The sequence below is a fragment of the Caballeronia sp. INDeC2 genome (assembly GCF_023631325.1).
Classification (GTDB): domain Bacteria; phylum Pseudomonadota; class Gammaproteobacteria; order Burkholderiales; family Burkholderiaceae; genus Caballeronia.
Genome location: NZ_JALQDG010000003.1, coordinates 526,901 through 543,403, shown reverse-complemented (window position 1 = coordinate 543,403; position 16,503 = coordinate 526,901). Strand labels below are relative to the sequence as shown.

Here is a 16,503-nt window from a genome sequence, read left to right as displayed (position 1 = left end):
GCGAGGTTCGCGCGTCAGGCCGCCTGCTGCTGATACTGAATCCGATGCAAATGCGCATACAACCCATCCTTGCGCAACAACTCGGCATGACTCCCCTGCTCCGCGATCTTCCCCGCTTCCATCACCAGGATGCGGTCCGCGCGCTCGATCGTCGACAACCGATGCGCGATAACGAGCGTGGTCCGTCCTTTCATCAGCGTCTCGAGCGCCGACTGCACGTGCCGCTCCGATTCCGAATCCAGCGCTGACGTTGCTTCGTCGAGAATCAAAATCGGCGCATCCTTATAGATCGCTCGCGCGATCGCGAGACGCTGACGTTGCCCGCCCGAGAGCCGCATGCCGTTGCCGCCGATCAGCGTATCGATCCCGTCCGGGAGCGAGGTCACCACATCCGACAGATTCGCCGCGGCAAGCGCCGACATCACCCGCTCGCGATCCGGCGTCTGACCGTACGCGACGTTCGCCGCGATCGTATCGTTGAAGAGCACGACGTCCTGACTCACCATCGCGAGCTGACCGCGCAGATCGTGCAGGCTGTATTCGTCGATCGGCACGCCATCGACGAGCACGTGACCGGCGCGCGGATCGAAGAAACGCGGCAGCAGATTTACGAGCGTCGTCTTGCCGCTGCCCGACGGGCCGGCAAGCGCAACCATCTCGCCCGGCGCGACCTTGAACGACACGCGATCGAGCGTCGGCCGGTCGATGGAGCCGTAGCTGAAGGTCACGTCGCGGAATTCGACTTCGCCGCGTGCGCGCGGAAGACGCCGCCCGCCGCCCTCTGGCTCGGCCGGTTCGTCGATCAGGCCGAAGATCAGCTCGGCCGCCGTCATGCCGCGCTGCATGGGCTGGTTGATGTCGATCAGATGCTTGAGCGGCGAAATCACGAGCAGCATCGACGTGACGAACGCGACGAAACCCCCGACCGTCGTCTGATCGTTCGCCGACTGCACGACCGCGATCGTGATGACGATCGCAAGTGCGATCGACGCGAGAAACTGCGTGAGCGGCTGCGCGAGCCCGCCCGATACCTGCATGCGCATAGCGTAGCCGCGCAGGCGATGGCTCATCTCCGTGAAGCGGCCGATCTCATACGGCTCGCCGTTGTGCACCTTCACGACCTTGTAGCCGCCGACCGTCTCCTCGACGATATACGACAGCTCGTTGGTCAGCGTCTGATGCTCGCGGTTCAGGCGCCGCAGACGCCGGTTGATCTTGCTGACGAGCCAGCCGATCGCCGGGAGGATCACCGCGACGATCAGCGTGAGGCGCCAGTTGAGGATGAACAGATACCCGAGCAGGAACACGACCGTGAGCGAATCGCGCACGAGCGTGACGACCACGCTCGACAGCACGCTCAGGATCTGGTTGACCTCGAAGACGATCGCATTGATGACCGTGCTCGCGGTCTCGCGCTGAAAGAAACCCGCGCTCGTGTGGATCATGCGGTGGAACATTTCGAGCCGCAGTTGCAGCAGGATCTTGTTCGTCACATACGAGAGGAAATAGCCGGACGCGTATTGCGCCGCGCCGCGCACGAGCGCGAGGCCGATGACCGCGGCCGGCACGAGCCATTTCGCGTGATCGCTGCTCTTCGAGCCGAAGCCGTGATCGAGCAAGGGCTTCAGCAGCATCGGGATGCCCGCCTCGCTCGCGGCGACGATGCCCATCGTCAACAGGCCGAGAAGAACCATGCCCATCAGCGGACGGATATACGGCCACAGCCGTTTCATGACGGCCGTGGGCGAACTGCTTTCCTCACCGCCGATAGGTTTGCGCAAACTTGCTTGATCGTTCAAAGGTGTATCTCCACTTCGCCCGGCGCCTGACCCACCTGTCGCGCGGCGTTTGTTGGTAGCGTCGTCAGCCGGCGAGACCGGCTTGCCGATCAGCCGATTGCACCGCGGCCCGGCTTGCCCTGTGGCCGGCGCGCGTCGTGGGTGATGACCGCTAGCAGCACGGCCCAGAGGAGCGCGATGAGCGCGGTGCTCATCACCACCGTGAATACGTCGATGCTCAAGCCAAAGATGATAACCGACCCTGATACCGCGATCCCGCAATACGCAGCGGTCGAGACATCGCGGTGCGGCGATTTCCGATAGCGCACGAAGTACACGAGCGGCCCGAAGTAAATCAGCGCCAGACAGACGACGCCCGCCGCGCCCAGTTCAGAGATCGTCGAAAAAAATTCGCTATGCGCGCGCTGATTGACGATGTAGGCCGGAACCTCGCCCTTGTTCGCCATGTCTCTCAGCGACGGCTCCAGACGCCCCTTGCCGACGCCGATGAGCGGATGGGCCTCGAACAGATGAATCGACGCCCGCCAGAGTTGCAGGCGCGCACCGATGGAGCTGTAGTCGGTCGAGCCCTCCGACAGCCGCACGATGTCCGATCGCGTCGCCATCACGCGCTCACGGCCGAGCGGCGATGCGAGCAAGGCCGACATGGCCAGCACGGCGACGAGCAATGCTGCGAACCAGTGACGGCGCTGCCTGATCCAGTCGAAATTGAGCGAGCACAACACGAGGAACAGCGGAATCGCGAGCCATCCGCCGCGCGTGCCCGACAGATACGACGCATAGACGCCGCCCACGAGCCCCAAAAGCTTGATCGCGATGCCGACGCGCCTCGCAAGCACATTGGGATAGTCGTCCCAGCGGATCGTCATCACCGAAAGGAAGCCGAGCAGGAGCGCGGTATTGCCGTACGGAATCGGATTCGTATAGTCGTTGCCGAGGCGATTCAGATCGTTGATCGTCATGTGGAGGTTGCTGTCCACGGCCCACGCGCCCGCGCCGATCGCACCGAGCGCGCAGCCCCAGCCGAGTGCCTTCAGATGGCGGATCGGAAGATTCACGAGCAACAGAAAGATCGGCAGGCTCAATGCCAGTCGCGACAGGCCGTCGAACTCGCGCGGCAGATAGTAGCCTTCGATCGCCTGCTGCAATGGCAAGTAGACCATGCAACAGAGCATGCCCGCGGTGTACCAGGGATAAGCGGTGATGAGCAGACTTCCCTTCAGCCGAAACGGCTTGCTGAATCCGGCGAAGAGCGCGATGGCGAGCAACACGAAAAAGCAGTAACCGGTTCCACCTCGTACGACCAGAGTGGTCGCAGGGGCCAGCAAGACCATGCCGGCGATGACATAACGCAGAATTTTTTCCAAATCAAGAACCTGACGTGAATTCGACCAGCCGGTCCGGTCGCGCGCCCGGAAAACCCGCGATATTATAGCCGGTGCCGCCTGGCACGCTCTTCGCTCACGGAACGCCTGACACGCGGCCGGGACGGGATGCCGGGCATTTCATGCGTTGTAAATCCGACATGCCAGCGACAACAGAAATAGAGCCGGACGCACCGCTCGCCAGCCTCCTGCTCATCACGTTCAATCAGCAGGAAACCGTCGCCGACGCGATCCGCGGCGCGCTAGCCCAGACCTGGGCGCCGCTCGAAATCCTAATTTCGGACGATGCCTCCGCCGACGACACCTTCGCGGTCGCCGAGCGTTGCGTGCGCGACTATCGCGGCCCGCACACCGTGCGGCTCTATCGCAACGACAGGAACCTCGGCATCAGCGCGCATCTGAGCGCGCTCGCGGCGCGCGCATCGGGCGAGATGCTGTTCATCGCAGCGGGCGACGACATCTCCAGGCCCGAGCGCGTCGAGCGCGTGATGCGCGACTGGCTCGCGAGCGGCAGGCGCTACGACCTCGTTGCGACGGACCTGCAGGACATCGACGCCGTTGGCAACGCGCACGGCGTGCTGCGCGTGACCGATCTCGACGACTACCGCAGCTTCGAGGACTGGTCAGGCAACCGGCCGCACGTCGTCGGGGCGGCGCACGCGTGGACGCGACGGCTGTTCGAGGAATTCGGGCCGATCGCCCCCGGCATCTACGGCGAAGATCAGATCATGACGTTTCGCGCGATCATGAGTCGCGGCGCCCATACGCTGCACGAACCGCTCGTACAGTACCGGCGCGGCGGCCTGTCCAGAAAGCGCATATGGCGCACGCCGGCGGACTATGTCGGGCGCATCAAGCTCGCCAACATCAACGGCGCGGGCGAGACGAGCCAGCTCGTGGAAGATGCGGAGAAAGTGGGCGTCGGCGGCCCGATGCGCGCGCTGCTCGCCGCGAAATCCGCGCGCGAAACGTACGTCAGCGCGGTATTTGGCGAGCGCTCGCTCGGCCGCAAGATCGCGCTCGTCGCGGCTGCGAAAGACGTGGACTTCGGCTTTCGCTTCAGGATGTTCGTCTATGCGACGTGTCCGTGGCTGCTCTCGCCGTTCTTCTTCGTGAAACGGCATCTGCGCGGATGAGCGCGCGAGCTTCGCGTTCAGCCCGCCCGACCGAACGACCCGGCACTCACGCCATTTGAAAGGCACCATGACGTTCCCCACCCTCGGCATCGCCATCATCACCCACAACGCCGCCGCGCGGCTCGCACAATGTCTGCAGGCGGTTTCCTTCGCCGACCAGATCGTCGTCATCGACGGCGGCAGCACCGACGCGACCGTGGGCATCGCCGAGGCGCACCGCGCGCGCGTGATCGAGGCGCGCGACTGGCCGGGCTTCGGCCCGCAGAAAAATCGCGCGCTCGACGCACTCACCACAGACTGGGTGCTCTCGATCGACGCCGACGAAATCGTGTCGCCGGAACTGGCCGCTTCGATTCGCGCGGCCATTACCGATCCGCAGGCGGATGTCTACGCGGTCGATCGCCTGTCGAGCTTCTGCGGCGTGTGGATAAGGCACAGCGGCTGGTATCCCGACTGGATTCCGCGGCTGTTCCGGCGCGGCACGGCGCGCTTCTCGCCCGATCTGGTGCACGAGCGGCTCGTGCTGTCGACGGGCAAGCCGGTCGCGCGCCTCTCCGGCAAGTTGATGCACTACTCCTACGAGGATTTCGAAGCGGTCCTGCGCAAGCTGGACGCGTACTCGACGGCGGGCGCGCAGCAGCGTCACGCGGCCGGCAAGCGCGGCAGTTTCGGCATCGCGCTCGCACGCGGCGCGTGGGCATTCGTGCGGACTTATGTGTTGCGGCGCGGGTTCCTGGACGGCAAGGCCGGCTTCATGATCGCGGTGTTCAACGCGCAGACGGTCTACTACCGGTTTCTCAAGCTCGCGTATCTGAACGAAATGCGCTGAGCATCTCAACGCTTCGCATCGATGTCGCGAGCAATGTCAATTAGCGCTCGAACGTGCGAATCGACGCTCGTGTCGTAGCGCACCGCGCCGTCCGGCACGCGCGCAGCCTCGTGCCGCGTTTCGATGGCGTCGAGCACGGTGCGGCGCAGATCGTCGGCGTCGCCGGATTTGAAGACGTGCTTCGCGTGATCCGCGATCGCACCGCAGCAGCCGATGCACGCTGGAAAGACGACCGGTGTGCCGCACATCACCGATTCGATGCCGACGAGCCCGAACGGCTCGTAGCTCGACGCGAGAATCGTGAAATCCGCCGCGCGATAGGCATCCTCGATGTTCTTCGCGTATCCCACGTAGCGCACGTTCGCCGCCGGCTTCTTCTCCGGCGCGCGACCCGCGACGGCGATTACCACGTTCGTGCCGGCGAGCGCCTTCTCGATCAGCGGCAAGCCTTTGCGTTCGTGACTGCTCGACGGAAACAGCAGCACCGTTTCATCGGGTTTGAAACCGAATCGCTCGCGCAGACGTGCGCGCGTGGCTGCATCGACCGGAGAGAATCGCGCGCCATCGACGGGCGGATACAGCACGCGAATCTTCCGAATGTCCACGCCGTACAGCGCGCGCAGTTCGTCGCTCATCATGTCCGAATGCGCGACGACCACCTTCGCCTGAGCATATTGGCGGCGCTCCAGCGCGATCTGCCGCATGTCCGAGCGCTTCTCGCGCCGTCCGGTCGCGCGCAGAAAGCCGATGTGCGTACCGCCGCAAATTGCGATCTCGGAACCTTCCACGCGATTGCAGCCGATGAGCACATCGACCTTCGCGCGTTTGCGCGCGCGCTTCAGCGCCCACGAGAAATACGCATCGCGCAGCTTGCCCGGCAGAAACGACACCTTGATGCGACGCGCGTCGACCAGACGGCTTTCGGGCAACGATTTATCGATCTTGCGCGCGAAGAACGCGGGCCGGCGCTTGCCCTCGAAACCTGCGGTGGCGAGACCGCGCACGAGATCCATCGCATAGCGCTCGAGACCGCCGGAATGCTTCAACGCATTCGCCGATATGCCGATGCGCATCAGTAAACGATTTCGATCGCGCTGCCCGCGAATTCGCCGCGCAGCGCCGTGATGAGTTCGTCGGTCGGCTTGACGCGCCACGCGTCGCCCAGGCGCACTTCGCCTTCGGCATGCTCGCTGCGATAGACGATGCTCACGTTCAGCCCGTTCGGAATCGGCGCGGACTGACGTGAACGGCCGTTGTCGCGAGCGGGCGGCGCGGCAACGGGCGCCGGCGCCTCGGCGCCCGCCGCATGCGCTTCGAGCACACGGCGCAGGCGCAACGCATCGGCGTTGCCGTTCATCTCGACCTTCACGGACTGCGCATAGCGGCTACGCGCGCGCTCGAGGTCCATCGCCGTATCGACGGTGAAGCGGATGCCGCCCGTGAACGCGTCGTTGCGCGCCTGACCCTGCACGACGAGCAGCTCGTCTTCCTTGAAGAGCGCTTTGTTCGCCTCGAACTGCTCGTTGAAGACGGTGACTTCGCACTGCCCGCTGCCATCGTCGAGATTGACGATCAGCATCTTGCCCCGCTGCGTCATCTGCGTGCGCATCGCCGAAATGACGCCTGCAACCAGCTTGTCGCGCCCTTCCTTCAGCTCGCCGATCTTCTGGCGCACGAAGCGGCGCACTTCGCCCTTATAGGCATCGAAGAGATGGCCCGACAGATAGAAGCCCAGCGCGGTCTTCTCTTCCTGCAAGCGCTTCTTGTCCGACCACTCGGGTTCGTCGACGTATTCGTGCTTCGCGAGCGGCGCGTCGCCCATGTCGAAGAGACCGGCCTGCATCGCGTTGGCGGCGGCCTGATCGGCGGCTTCCATCGCGAGCGGCACCGATGCGAGCAGTTGCGCGCGATTCGCATGCACCGTGTCGAACGCACCCGAGCGGATCAGCGCTTCCACCGTTCGACGATTCACGACGCGACGGTCGATGCGCTCGCAAAAATCGAACAGATCGACGAACGGGCCGTCCTCGCGCGCGCGCAGGATTTCCTCGATCGCGTTCTGCCCGCTGCCCTTCACCGCGCCCAGACCATAGCGAATGGTTTTCGAGCGCTTGCCGTCAGGTTCCGCGACCGGCTCGAAACGATACGCCGAGTGGTTGATGTCCGGCGGCAGCACCGCCATGCCGTTCGCGATGCAGTCCTCGAAGAGGATCTTCACCTTGTCGGTGTCGTCCATGGCGAGCGACATGTTGGCCGCCATGAATTCCGCCGGATGATGCGCCTTCAGCCACGCCGTGTGATACGCGAGCAACGCATAAGCGGCCGCGTGCGACTTGTTGAAGCCGTAGCCGGCGAACTTCTCCATCAGGTCGAAGGTCTCGTCCGCCTTCTCGCGCGTGAGGCCGTTCTTCGCCGCGCCTTCCGCGAAAATCTCGCGATGCTTGGCCATTTCCTCGGGCTTCTTCTTGCCCATCGCGCGACGCAGCAAGTCCGCGCCGCCGAGCGAGTAGCCGCCGATGATCTGCGCCATCTGCATCACCTGCTCCTGATAGACCATGATGCCGTAGGTCTCTTTCAGAACAGGCTCGACGCGCGGGTCCGGATATTCGACGATCTCGCGTCCGTGCTTGCGCGCGCAGAAGCTCGGGATCAGATCCATCGGACCCGGACGATACAACGCCACGAGCGCGATGATGTCCTCGAAACGGTCCGGCTGCGCGTCCTTCAGCATGCCCTGCATGCCGCGGCTTTCCAGCTGGAACACGGCGACGGTGTTCGCTTTCTTGAGAATGGAGAACGACGCCGGGTCGTCGAGCGGAACCTGGGAGAGGTTCCAGTCCTTCTTCGACGGATCGAGCCGGCGGATATAGCGTTCGGCCCAGTCGAGGATGGTGAGCGTGGTCAGGCCCAAGAAGTCGAACTTCACGAGGCCGACGGCTTCCACGTCGTCCTTGTCGTACTGGCTGACGACGCCGCCGTCTTCGCCCTGCGTGTAAAGCGGACAGAAGTCCGTGAGCTTGCCCGGCGCGATCAGCACGCCGCCCGCGTGCATGCCGACGTTACGCGTGAGCCCTTCTACGCGCTGCGCGAGTTCGAGCAGCTGATGCACTTCGTCCTCGCTGTCGAAGCGCTCCTGCAGCGCCGGCTCTTCTTTCATCGCATCCGCGATGGTCACATGCTTGCCGGGCTTGAACGGAATCAGCTTGGCGATGCCGTCGGTGAACATGTAGCCGAGATCGAGCACGCGGCCGATATCGCGCACCGCGGCCTTCGCGGCCATCGTGCCGAAGGTCGCGATCTGCGAGACGGCGTCCGCGCCGTACTTGCCCTTCACATACTGGATGACGCGGTCGCGCCCTTCCTGACAGAAGTCGATGTCGAAGTCGGGCATCGACACGCGTTCCGGATTCAGGAAGCGCTCGAACAGCAGGTTATAGCGCAGCGGATCGAGGTCCGTGATGCCGAGTGCATACGCGACGAGCGAGCCCGCGCCCGAACCGCGCCCCGGGCCAACCGGCACGCCATTGTTTTTCGCCCACATGATGAAGTCGGCGACGATCAGGAAGTAGCCCGGAAAGCCCATTTTGATGATCGTGCCGCACTCGAATTCGAGGCGCGCGTAATACGTTTCGCGCTGCGCTTCACGTTCGGCGTCATCGGGATAAAGCTGCTTCAGACGGACTTCGAGACCTTCCTTCGACAACTGCACGAGGTAGTCGTCGAGCGACATGCCATCGGGCGTCGGGAAAAGCGGCAGCTTCGGCTTGCCGAGTTCGAGCGTCAGATTGCAGCGCTTCGCGATCTCGACGGTGTTCGCGAGCGCCGATGGAATGTCCGCGAAGAGCGCGCACATCTCGTCCTGCGTGCGGAAATACTGATCGTTCGTGAAGCGCTTCTGACGGCGTGGATTCGCGAGAATGTCGCCTTCGGAAATGCAGACACGCGCCTCGTGCGCGGTGTAGTCGTCGGGCGTCATGAACTGCAGCGGATGTGTAGCGACCACCGGCAGCTTCAGCTTCGCGGCGAGCTTGACCGCCTCCTGAATGTAGACCTGCTCGCCCGGCTGACCCGCGCGTTGCAATTCGATGTAGAACGCGTTCGGAAAGAGCGCTGCCCAGCGCTCGGCGTTGCGTTGCGCGCTGGCCGTATTACCCGCCGCGATCGACATGCCGATGTCGCCCGTCTGCGCGCCCGAGAGCGCGAGCAGTCCTTCGGCCAGACCTTCTTCGAGCCATTCGACCATCACTTCGGCGCGGCCGCGATACTGGTTCGTGAGCCACGCGCGGCTCAACAGCTCGCACAGATTGAGATAGCCCTGCTTGTCGCGCACGAGAAGAAGCACGCGCGAGGGCTTGTCGCGATCGGCGGGATTGGTGATCCAGACATCGCAGCCCGCGATGGGCTTGACGCCATTGCCGCGCGCTTCCTTGTAGAAACGCACGAGACCGAAGGCGTTGCCGAGATCGGTCAGCGCGAGCGCGCCTTGCCCGTCTTTGGCGGCAGCCTTGACGACGTCGTCCAGCCGCACGATGCCGTCGGCGATCGAGAATTCGGAGTGGACGCGAAGATGAACGAAGCGGGGATCTGACATGGCGGTATTGTACATGCGGGATATACGCGAACGCGGGCACGGCAGCCGCGTTGGCCGAACGGATAAGGCCCGCGCGCCCGCCCGACATTGCGCACGCGCAAGGACTGGCGACACGGCTGATCGAATCGGCGGGAGCCGCGCGCCGTTTGCGGGATAATACGTGTTTTGCGCCCGATTCATCCGCGCACTTTTTATCCGTTACAGCCGTTGCGCCTCATCCGATCATGAGCATTCTGAATCTCTCCGCCTACAAATTCGTCACCATCGAGGACGGCCCCGCGTGGCGGCCGCTCGTCACCGAACGCTGCAACGCGCTCGGGCTGAAGGGCACGATTCTGCTGGCGCCGGAGGGCGTCAACCTTTTCATCGCGGGGCCAATTCCCGAAGTCCGCGAATTCATCGACTACATCCGCACGGATGCCCTCTTCGGCGGCCGTTTCGCCGATCTGCAGTTCAAGGAAAGCATCTCCGCGAAGCAGCCGTTTCGCCGCATGCTGGTGAAGCTCAAGCGCGAGATCATCACGATGAAGAAGCCCGCGATCAAGCCGGAACTCGGCCGCGCGCCGTCCGTCGATGCGCCCACGCTGAAAGCCTGGCTCGACCGCGGCCATGACGACGAAGGCCGTCCGGTCGTGATGCTCGACACGCGCAATGCGTTCGAAGTCGATGTCGGCACGTTCGACAACGCGCTCGATTACCGCATCACGAAGTTCAGCGAGTTTCCCGAGGTGATCGAGCAGAATCGCGCGGATCTGCAGGACAAGACTGTCGTGTCGTTCTGCACCGGCGGAATTCGCTGCGAGAAGGCCGCCATTCACATGAAGGAAGTCGGCATCGAGCATGTTTATCAGCTCGAAGGCGGCATTTTGAAGTACTTCGAGGAGGTTGGTGGCGCGCATTACACCGGCGAATGTTTCGTGTTCGATTACCGCACGGCGCTCGATCCGAACCTGCAGCCCACCGCGACCGCGCAATGCTTCGGCTGCCGCGCGGTGGTGCCGGTGGAAGATCAATTGTCGCCTTTCTACAAGCCGGGCGAGACGTGCCCGGCTTGTCACCCAGACGCAAAGGTCAGCCGCGCGGCCTGAGGGCCCGATGCAAGCCCGATGAGCTATCGCGGCCGCTTCGCACCTTCGCCCACCGGACCGCTTCACGCGGGCTCGCTCGTCAGTGCGCTCGCGAGTTTTCTCGATGCCCGCGCGCACGGCGGAAGCTGGATCGTGCGCATCGAAGATGTCGACGCGCCGCGCACCGTGCCCGGCGCCGCCGATGAAATCCTCGCGACGCTCGCGCATTTCGGCATGCATTCGGACGAGCCTCCGGTATGGCAAAGCAAGCGCGGCGATGCGTATCAGGCCGCGTTCGAACGTCTCCAGGCGGCGGGTCTCATCTATCCATGCGGCTGCACGCGACGCGAAATCGCCGATTCGCTGATTCACGCGCACGCGCGCCATGCGACGCTCGCGTATCCGGGAACATGCCGCGACGGCCTGCACGGCAAACCCGCGCGCGCATGGCGGCTGCGCGTGCCGGATGGCGACGCGGCGCTCGTTACGTTCGTCGATCGCTGGCAAGGGCCGCAGATGCAGAATCTCGCGACGGAAGTCGGCGATTTCGCACTGAAGCGCGCGGACGGCCTGTGGGCGTATCAACTGGCAGTCGTCGTCGATGACGCCGACGCCGAAATCACGCACATTGTGCGCGGCGCCGATCTCCTCGATTCGACCGCGCGACAGATCTATCTGCAGCGGTGCCTCGACGTGCCGACGCCGGCTTATCTGCATGTGGCCGTCGTCAACAACGATATCGGCGAGAAACTGAGCAAGCAGACGGGCGCGGCGCCGCTCGATCGGCACGCACCGCTCGAAGCGCTCGTCGCGGCGGCGCGGCATCTGGGCATCGACGTGTCGGCCAATTCGCTCGACGCGTTTTACAGCGCCGCGACGGCCGAATGGGCGAAGCGCTTCGCGCGCTAGATTCGTCGCTCGAAAGAAAAAAGGCAGCCGTACGGGCTGCCTTTTCCATGCGATTTCAGGAACTCACGACGACTTGCGCGGCATTCCCAGCCCGCCGAGCAACGCTGCGAGCGGCTGCTTCGGCGCGCTCTTGCGCTCGGGTTCGACCGTTTCCTCGTGACGCTTCATCGCCGACGGCGACGGCTCATACGGCTTAAGGAAAAACTCGTCGACGGGCTGCTGACGGCCGCGCGGGCGATCGTGCGCGCCCGCCGGACGGCGACGCGGACCCGATTCGTCGCGCGACGCATGCCGATGCTCGGTCCGCTCCGGCCGGCCGAAGCGCTCATCACGGCGCGGCGCCGTTCCGTCGCGGCGCGCGCGCACCGTCACTTCGAGCGACTCGACTTCGAGCGGACGCTTGATCAGCTTTTCGATGTCGGCGAGTTGCTTGCGCTCGTTCGCGCTACAGAGCGACAACGCATCTCCCGACGCACCCGCGCGCCCCGTCCGGCCGATACGGTGCACGTAATCTTCTGCGTTGAACGGCAGGTCGAAGTTGATGACGGCCGGCAATTCGGCGATATCGAGACCGCGCGCGGCGACGTCGGTGGCGACGAGCGCCTCGATCTCGCCGCGCTTGAACGCGTCAAGCGCCTGCATGCGCTCGCTTTGCGTGCGGTCGCCGTGGATCGCCGTCGCGACGATGCCGTCGCGCTCCAGCACGCGCGCGAGCCGGCTCGCGCCGATCTTGCTGTTGCAGAACACGATCACCTGCTTCAGCTCGCGCTCGCGAATGAGCTGCGCGACCGCGCCGGACTTGTCGCTTTCATGGACCTCGAAGACGATCTGCCGCACGTTGGTCGCGGTCGAATTGCTGCGCGCGACTTCGATCGTCTGCGGATTGCGCAGGTAGGTGGACGCGAGCTTCTTGATTTCGGGCGAGAACGTCGCCGAGAACAGCAGCGTCTGGCGCTCCTTCGGCAACAGATTCAGGATGCGCTGCAGGTCGGGCAGGAAGCCCATGTCCAGCATGCGGTCGGCTTCGTCGAGCACGAGCATCTGCACCTGGCCGAGATTGACCGTCTTTTGCTGCACGTGATCGAGCAGACGCCCGGGCGTCGCGATCAGGATTTCGACGCCGCGGCGCAGCGCGTCGGACTGCGGATTCATGTCGACGCCGCCGAACACCACCGTGCTGCGCAGCGGCGTGTGCTTCGAGTAGGTCTGCACGTTGGCGGCGACCTGGTCGGCGAGCTCGCGCGTCGGCGTGAGCATCAGCGCGCGCACCGGATGTCGCGCGGGCGAGGCGCTCGTGTTCGCCGACGGCAGCAGGCGCTGGATGATCGGCAGCGAGAAACTCGCGGTCTTGCCGGTGCCGGTCTGCGCGGCGCCCATGACATCGCGGCCCGCGAGGACAACCGGAATCGCCTGCGCCTGAATGGGCGTGGGCGTCGTATAGCCGGACTCGCGCACCGCTTTCAGGATGTCGGCGGACAATCCGAACTGGTCGAACGTCGGCGCGTCGGCCCCTGCGGTGGACGTGTTCGTGGCGGCGGAATCGGACATGGTGACTATATTGGCTTTCGCTAAAGTGCCGCTCGATGCGGCGCGCGTAAAAAATCGGTCGAATCGTTCGGTCGATGTCGCGACCGGCAGCTTACGCGGATGGGTTTCGTTGGCGCACGCGGCGCATCAATCAGGCACACAGTGCGCGCTGGACGGGGCGGCCGGTATCGAGCCTGCGCTCAGATGCGACACGGCTTCGATGACGCCTTCAAGGCAAGCGGCATCCCCGATTTTCTGAGCGGCGGTTCGCTCGAGCCCGTGTACCGCTCAGCCGGCATCGAACGGCGGTGCCGGAAAATCCGGAATTCGGACCGGCTGCGATTTCCACAGCCGGAAAGCCGCACATTGTAGCACCGCGCGCGGGTAGGCTCCCGCGGCGCGAAAGCGCGTCCGGACCGCATTCCGGCACGCCGCGCGCCTACTTCTTGCGCGCCTCGCAATCCGCGAGCAGCGGCGGCGAATCCTTCGCGGCCATTTCGTCGTACAGGTTCGCCTGCGGGCCCTTGGTCCACCACGTGTATTGATCGGCGACGTATTTTGCGCCGGATCCCGCGATCACGTTGACGAACAGTAGCTTGCGCCCGTCGACGGTCAACGCCGCGAAGCTCTGATGATTGCGCGTGTTCGTGTACTGCACGGACACGCTTTTGCCGTCCTTGCAGTCATAGCGGGTCGTCTGCGTCGACGCGGTCTGGATCTGCGGCACGGTGAGCGGCATTGCAAGCGCCGATTGCGCCACGAGCGACGCGAGCGTCAGTGCGATTGGTGTCTTCATCATCCGATTCGCGATGGTTTCGAAGTCGATGCGAGCGCGGCGATCACGGATCGATCACGTCCGCGCATGCGTCGGTCGGCGCTGCCGCGACATGCCCGACGACCGGCACGATCTTGAGCCCCGCCGACGCGATGCGGCACGGCGCCGCTGCGAGTCCGCAACCCGACAGTCCCAGGGAAACCGCGACGAGCGCGGCTACCGCTTTCCATTTCACGTTCTCGCTCCCGCCGGCGCCCGCGCGCCGGTCATTTTGCCGAAACCGGCCGCACCTTCGACGCGGCGAGTTTCGCGCGCTTGAGCGCCTCGCCGATATCGGCGCCCGTCGCGACCGCGACCCCCATGCGGCGCTTCACGAAGCTTTCGGGTTTGCCGAAGAGCCGCAAATCCGCACCCGGCACCGCGAGCGCCTCGCCCACGCCCTCGAACGCGATGCCCGCTTCATCCAGACCGCCGTAGATCACGGCGGACGCGCCGGACTCGCGTAAGGCGGTATCCACGGGCAAGCCGAGAATCGCGCGCGCATGCAATTCGAATTCGGAGAAACGCTGCGTCGCGAGCGTGACGAGGCCGGTGTCGTGCGGACGCGGACTCACTTCGGAGAACCAGACATTGTCGCCGCGCACGAAAAGCTCGACGCCGAAGAGCCCGCGCCCGCCGAGCGCGGTCGTCACCTTGGCGGCGACATCGCGCGCTTTTTCGAGCGCGGCCGGGCTCATCGGCTGCGGCTGCCACGATTCGACGTAGTCGCCAGCGACCTGCACATGGCCGATCGGATCGCAGAAATAAGTTTGCGTTTCGCCGCTTTCGGGGTCCGCCGCGCGCACGGTGAGCTGCGTGATCTCGTATTCGAAGTCGATGAAGCCCTCGACGATCACGCGTCCGTGATTCACGCGTCCGCCCGCCATCGCATAGTTCCATGCCGGCTCGATGTCGGCATCGCTCCTGAGCACCGACTGCCCCTTGCCCGACGACGACATCACCGGCTTCACGACGCACGGAAAGCCGATCTTGGCGATCGCCGCCTTCATCTCGTCGAGCGATTGCGCGAACGCATACGGCGATGTCGGCAGGCCGAGTTCCTCGGCGGCGAGGCGGCGGATGCCTTCGCGGTTCATCGTGAGCTGCGTGGCGCGCGCCGTCGGGATGACGGTCGCGACGCCCGCCGCTTCGATATCGGCGAGCGCGTCGGTCGCGATCGCCTCGATCTCCGGCACGATCAGATGCGGCTGCTCCTTCTCGACGAGCGCGCGCAACGCCGCAGCGTCGGTCATGTCGATCACGTGCGCGCGATGCGCAACCTGATGCCCCGGCGCGTTCGCATAACGGTCGACGGCGATCACTTCGACACCCAGCCGCTGCAACGCGATGATCACTTCCTTGCCGAGCTCGCCCGCGCCGAGCAGCATCACGCGTGTGGCGTTGGCGGAAAGCGGCGTGCCGATGCGCAAGGCATCGGGGCGGAACGAATCGGTCTGCATGAGTGCTCCTGGAATCGATCGGATGACGAGGCCAATAAAGCCGAAAGCGGCGGAATTGGGCGCGATGTTAACACGCAGCGCGGGGCGCAACACTCTGCCGTCCGGTCTATTGACTGCGTCGTCACGAACGGTATTGACACGCGAATGCGGATTGGAATTCCCCACACATTTCCGATCGATGTCAGCCTCCCGACGATCGAGGCGAACATTTTGTTGCGTGCGGGCGCTAGACAAATCGCAGGACGCGTGCGATACCCTTACGGTTTCGCCTGCTTCAGGATCATCGATGCCCACGCATTTCCTTCGCGCATACGCTCTTCGTCGGGCGCGCTCATCGTCAAGTTTCCTGTCGCGCCGCAAAGAGGCGCTTTCGCTCGCGTCCCGCGCGTGCGCGTTCGTCGCCGCGGCGAGCGTCGTCGCGGGCTGCGCGCTGCCGACGCATCCCGATGCCAGCGCGCCGCCCACCGATCCTTATAATCCCGCCGCCACGCAATTGCTCGACGACACGCAATGGCAACTCACGAGCTGGACCGACGCGAGCGGCCAGCCGCGCGCCGTGCCGCACGCGGGCGAAAGCGACGCACGGCCGATCACGCTCGATTTCTCGACCGCGAGCGGTCATCGCCAGGCGAGCGGCTTTTCGGGCTGCAACCGCTTCGCCGGGACGTACGACTTGAAGGACGGCAAGCTCACGTTCGGCCCGCTCGCCGGCACGCGCATGGCATGCATGTCGGGTACGGGCGCCGCGCTGGAGCGGCCCTATCTCGACGCCCTTTCACATGTCGCGAAAAGCGGCGTGCAGATGAACCCGCCGCAAGCGCTGCAACTGACGCTCGACGACGGTCAGGTGCTCACGTTCTCGCCTCGCGCGAAGTAATGTGTTGCGTACATGCGGCACGCGCGTCGCGCGGGCGCGGCGGCCACGCGGTTCCCGCGCAGCTCCCGTGTGGTTGCCGTTAAACTGCTCGATCGAACAGTCCGGCCGG

The 16,503-nt window shown here is 64.7% G+C and carries 13 protein-coding genes; 5 read left to right on the top strand and 8 right to left on the bottom strand.

Annotated elements, in window-relative coordinates:
- Nucleotides 1-14: 14 nt before the first annotated feature.
- Both msbA and NCS28_RS04175 read right to left on the bottom strand, forming a co-directional pair.
- Entirely contained in the window at nucleotides 15-1,733 is a 1,719-nt protein-coding gene (msbA, locus tag NCS28_RS04180) for a lipid A export permease/ATP-binding protein MsbA (protein WP_502801151.1), read from the bottom strand.
- Nucleotides 1,734-1,888: 155 nt separating this feature from the next.
- Nucleotides 1,889-3,166: an O-antigen ligase family protein gene (locus NCS28_RS04175; protein ID WP_250512602.1), complete on the bottom strand. Its 1,278-nt coding sequence runs from the start codon at nucleotides 3,164-3,166 to the stop codon at nucleotides 1,889-1,891.
- Between the two features lie 158 nt (nucleotides 3,167-3,324).
- Between NCS28_RS04175 and NCS28_RS04170 the strand changes: the two genes are divergently transcribed.
- Together NCS28_RS04170 and NCS28_RS04165 are read left to right on the top strand one after the other, a co-directional pair.
- On the top strand, nucleotides 3,325-4,320 hold the full coding sequence (locus tag NCS28_RS04170; protein WP_250512601.1) for a glycosyltransferase family 2 protein: 996 nt from the start codon (nucleotides 3,325-3,327) through the stop codon (nucleotides 4,318-4,320).
- A 67-nt stretch (nucleotides 4,321-4,387) separates the two neighbouring features.
- Complete coding sequence (locus NCS28_RS04165; RefSeq protein WP_250512600.1) at nucleotides 4,388-5,149, top strand: glycosyltransferase family 2 protein; 762 nt, start codon at nucleotides 4,388-4,390, stop codon at nucleotides 5,147-5,149.
- Between the two features lie 5 nt (nucleotides 5,150-5,154).
- On the opposite strand, the gene NCS28_RS04160 is transcribed toward NCS28_RS04165, so the two are convergent.
- Nucleotides 5,155-6,222, bottom strand: coding sequence for a glycosyltransferase family 4 protein (locus tag NCS28_RS04160; RefSeq protein WP_250512599.1), 1,068 nt, complete (start codon nucleotides 6,220-6,222; stop codon nucleotides 5,155-5,157).
- On the bottom strand, nucleotides 6,222-9,755 hold the full coding sequence (gene dnaE, locus NCS28_RS04155) for a DNA polymerase III subunit alpha (RefSeq protein ID WP_502801141.1): 3,534 nt from the start codon (nucleotides 9,753-9,755) through the stop codon (nucleotides 6,222-6,224). The genes NCS28_RS04160 and dnaE overlap by 1 nt, the downstream gene beginning before the upstream one ends.
- Before the next feature lie 209 nt (nucleotides 9,756-9,964).
- Here dnaE and NCS28_RS04150 point away from each other — a divergent pair, with 209 nt between their 5' ends.
- Both NCS28_RS04150 and gluQRS read left to right on the top strand, forming a co-directional pair.
- Nucleotides 9,965-10,828: a sulfurtransferase gene (locus tag NCS28_RS04150; protein ID WP_250512597.1), complete on the top strand. Its 864-nt coding sequence runs from the start codon at nucleotides 9,965-9,967 to the stop codon at nucleotides 10,826-10,828.
- 18 nt (nucleotides 10,829-10,846) lie between these two features.
- Nucleotides 10,847-11,716, top strand: a complete 870-nt coding sequence (gene gluQRS, locus NCS28_RS04145; protein ID WP_250512596.1) for a tRNA glutamyl-Q(34) synthetase GluQRS — start codon at nucleotides 10,847-10,849, stop codon at nucleotides 11,714-11,716.
- A gap of 63 nt (nucleotides 11,717-11,779) precedes the next feature.
- Here the strand turns inward: gluQRS and NCS28_RS04140 are convergent, their stop codons facing one another.
- The 4 genes from NCS28_RS04140 to purT all read right to left on the bottom strand — a co-directional run bounded on the left by NCS28_RS04140 (nucleotide 11,780) and on the right by purT (nucleotide 15,517).
- Nucleotides 11,780-13,264, bottom strand: a complete 1,485-nt coding sequence (locus tag NCS28_RS04140) for a DEAD/DEAH box helicase (RefSeq protein WP_250512595.1) — start codon at nucleotides 13,262-13,264, stop codon at nucleotides 11,780-11,782.
- 418 nt (nucleotides 13,265-13,682) lie between these two features.
- Entirely contained in the window at nucleotides 13,683-14,039 is a 357-nt protein-coding gene (locus NCS28_RS04135) for an MliC family protein (protein WP_250513054.1), read from the bottom strand.
- A gap of 43 nt (nucleotides 14,040-14,082) precedes the next feature.
- A complete protein-coding gene (locus NCS28_RS04130) occupies nucleotides 14,083-14,253 on the bottom strand; it encodes a DUF6726 family protein (RefSeq protein ID WP_250512594.1) in 171 nt (56 codons plus the stop codon).
- A gap of 31 nt (nucleotides 14,254-14,284) precedes the next feature.
- Nucleotides 14,285-15,517, bottom strand: coding sequence for a formate-dependent phosphoribosylglycinamide formyltransferase (purT, locus tag NCS28_RS04125; RefSeq protein WP_250512593.1), 1,233 nt, complete (start codon nucleotides 15,515-15,517; stop codon nucleotides 14,285-14,287).
- 286 nt (nucleotides 15,518-15,803) lie between these two features.
- Here purT and NCS28_RS04120 point away from each other — a divergent pair, with 286 nt between their 5' ends.
- A complete protein-coding gene (locus NCS28_RS04120; RefSeq protein ID WP_250512592.1) occupies nucleotides 15,804-16,394 on the top strand; it encodes an META domain-containing protein in 591 nt (196 codons plus the stop codon).
- The last annotated feature ends 109 nt before the right edge of the window (nucleotides 16,395-16,503 follow it).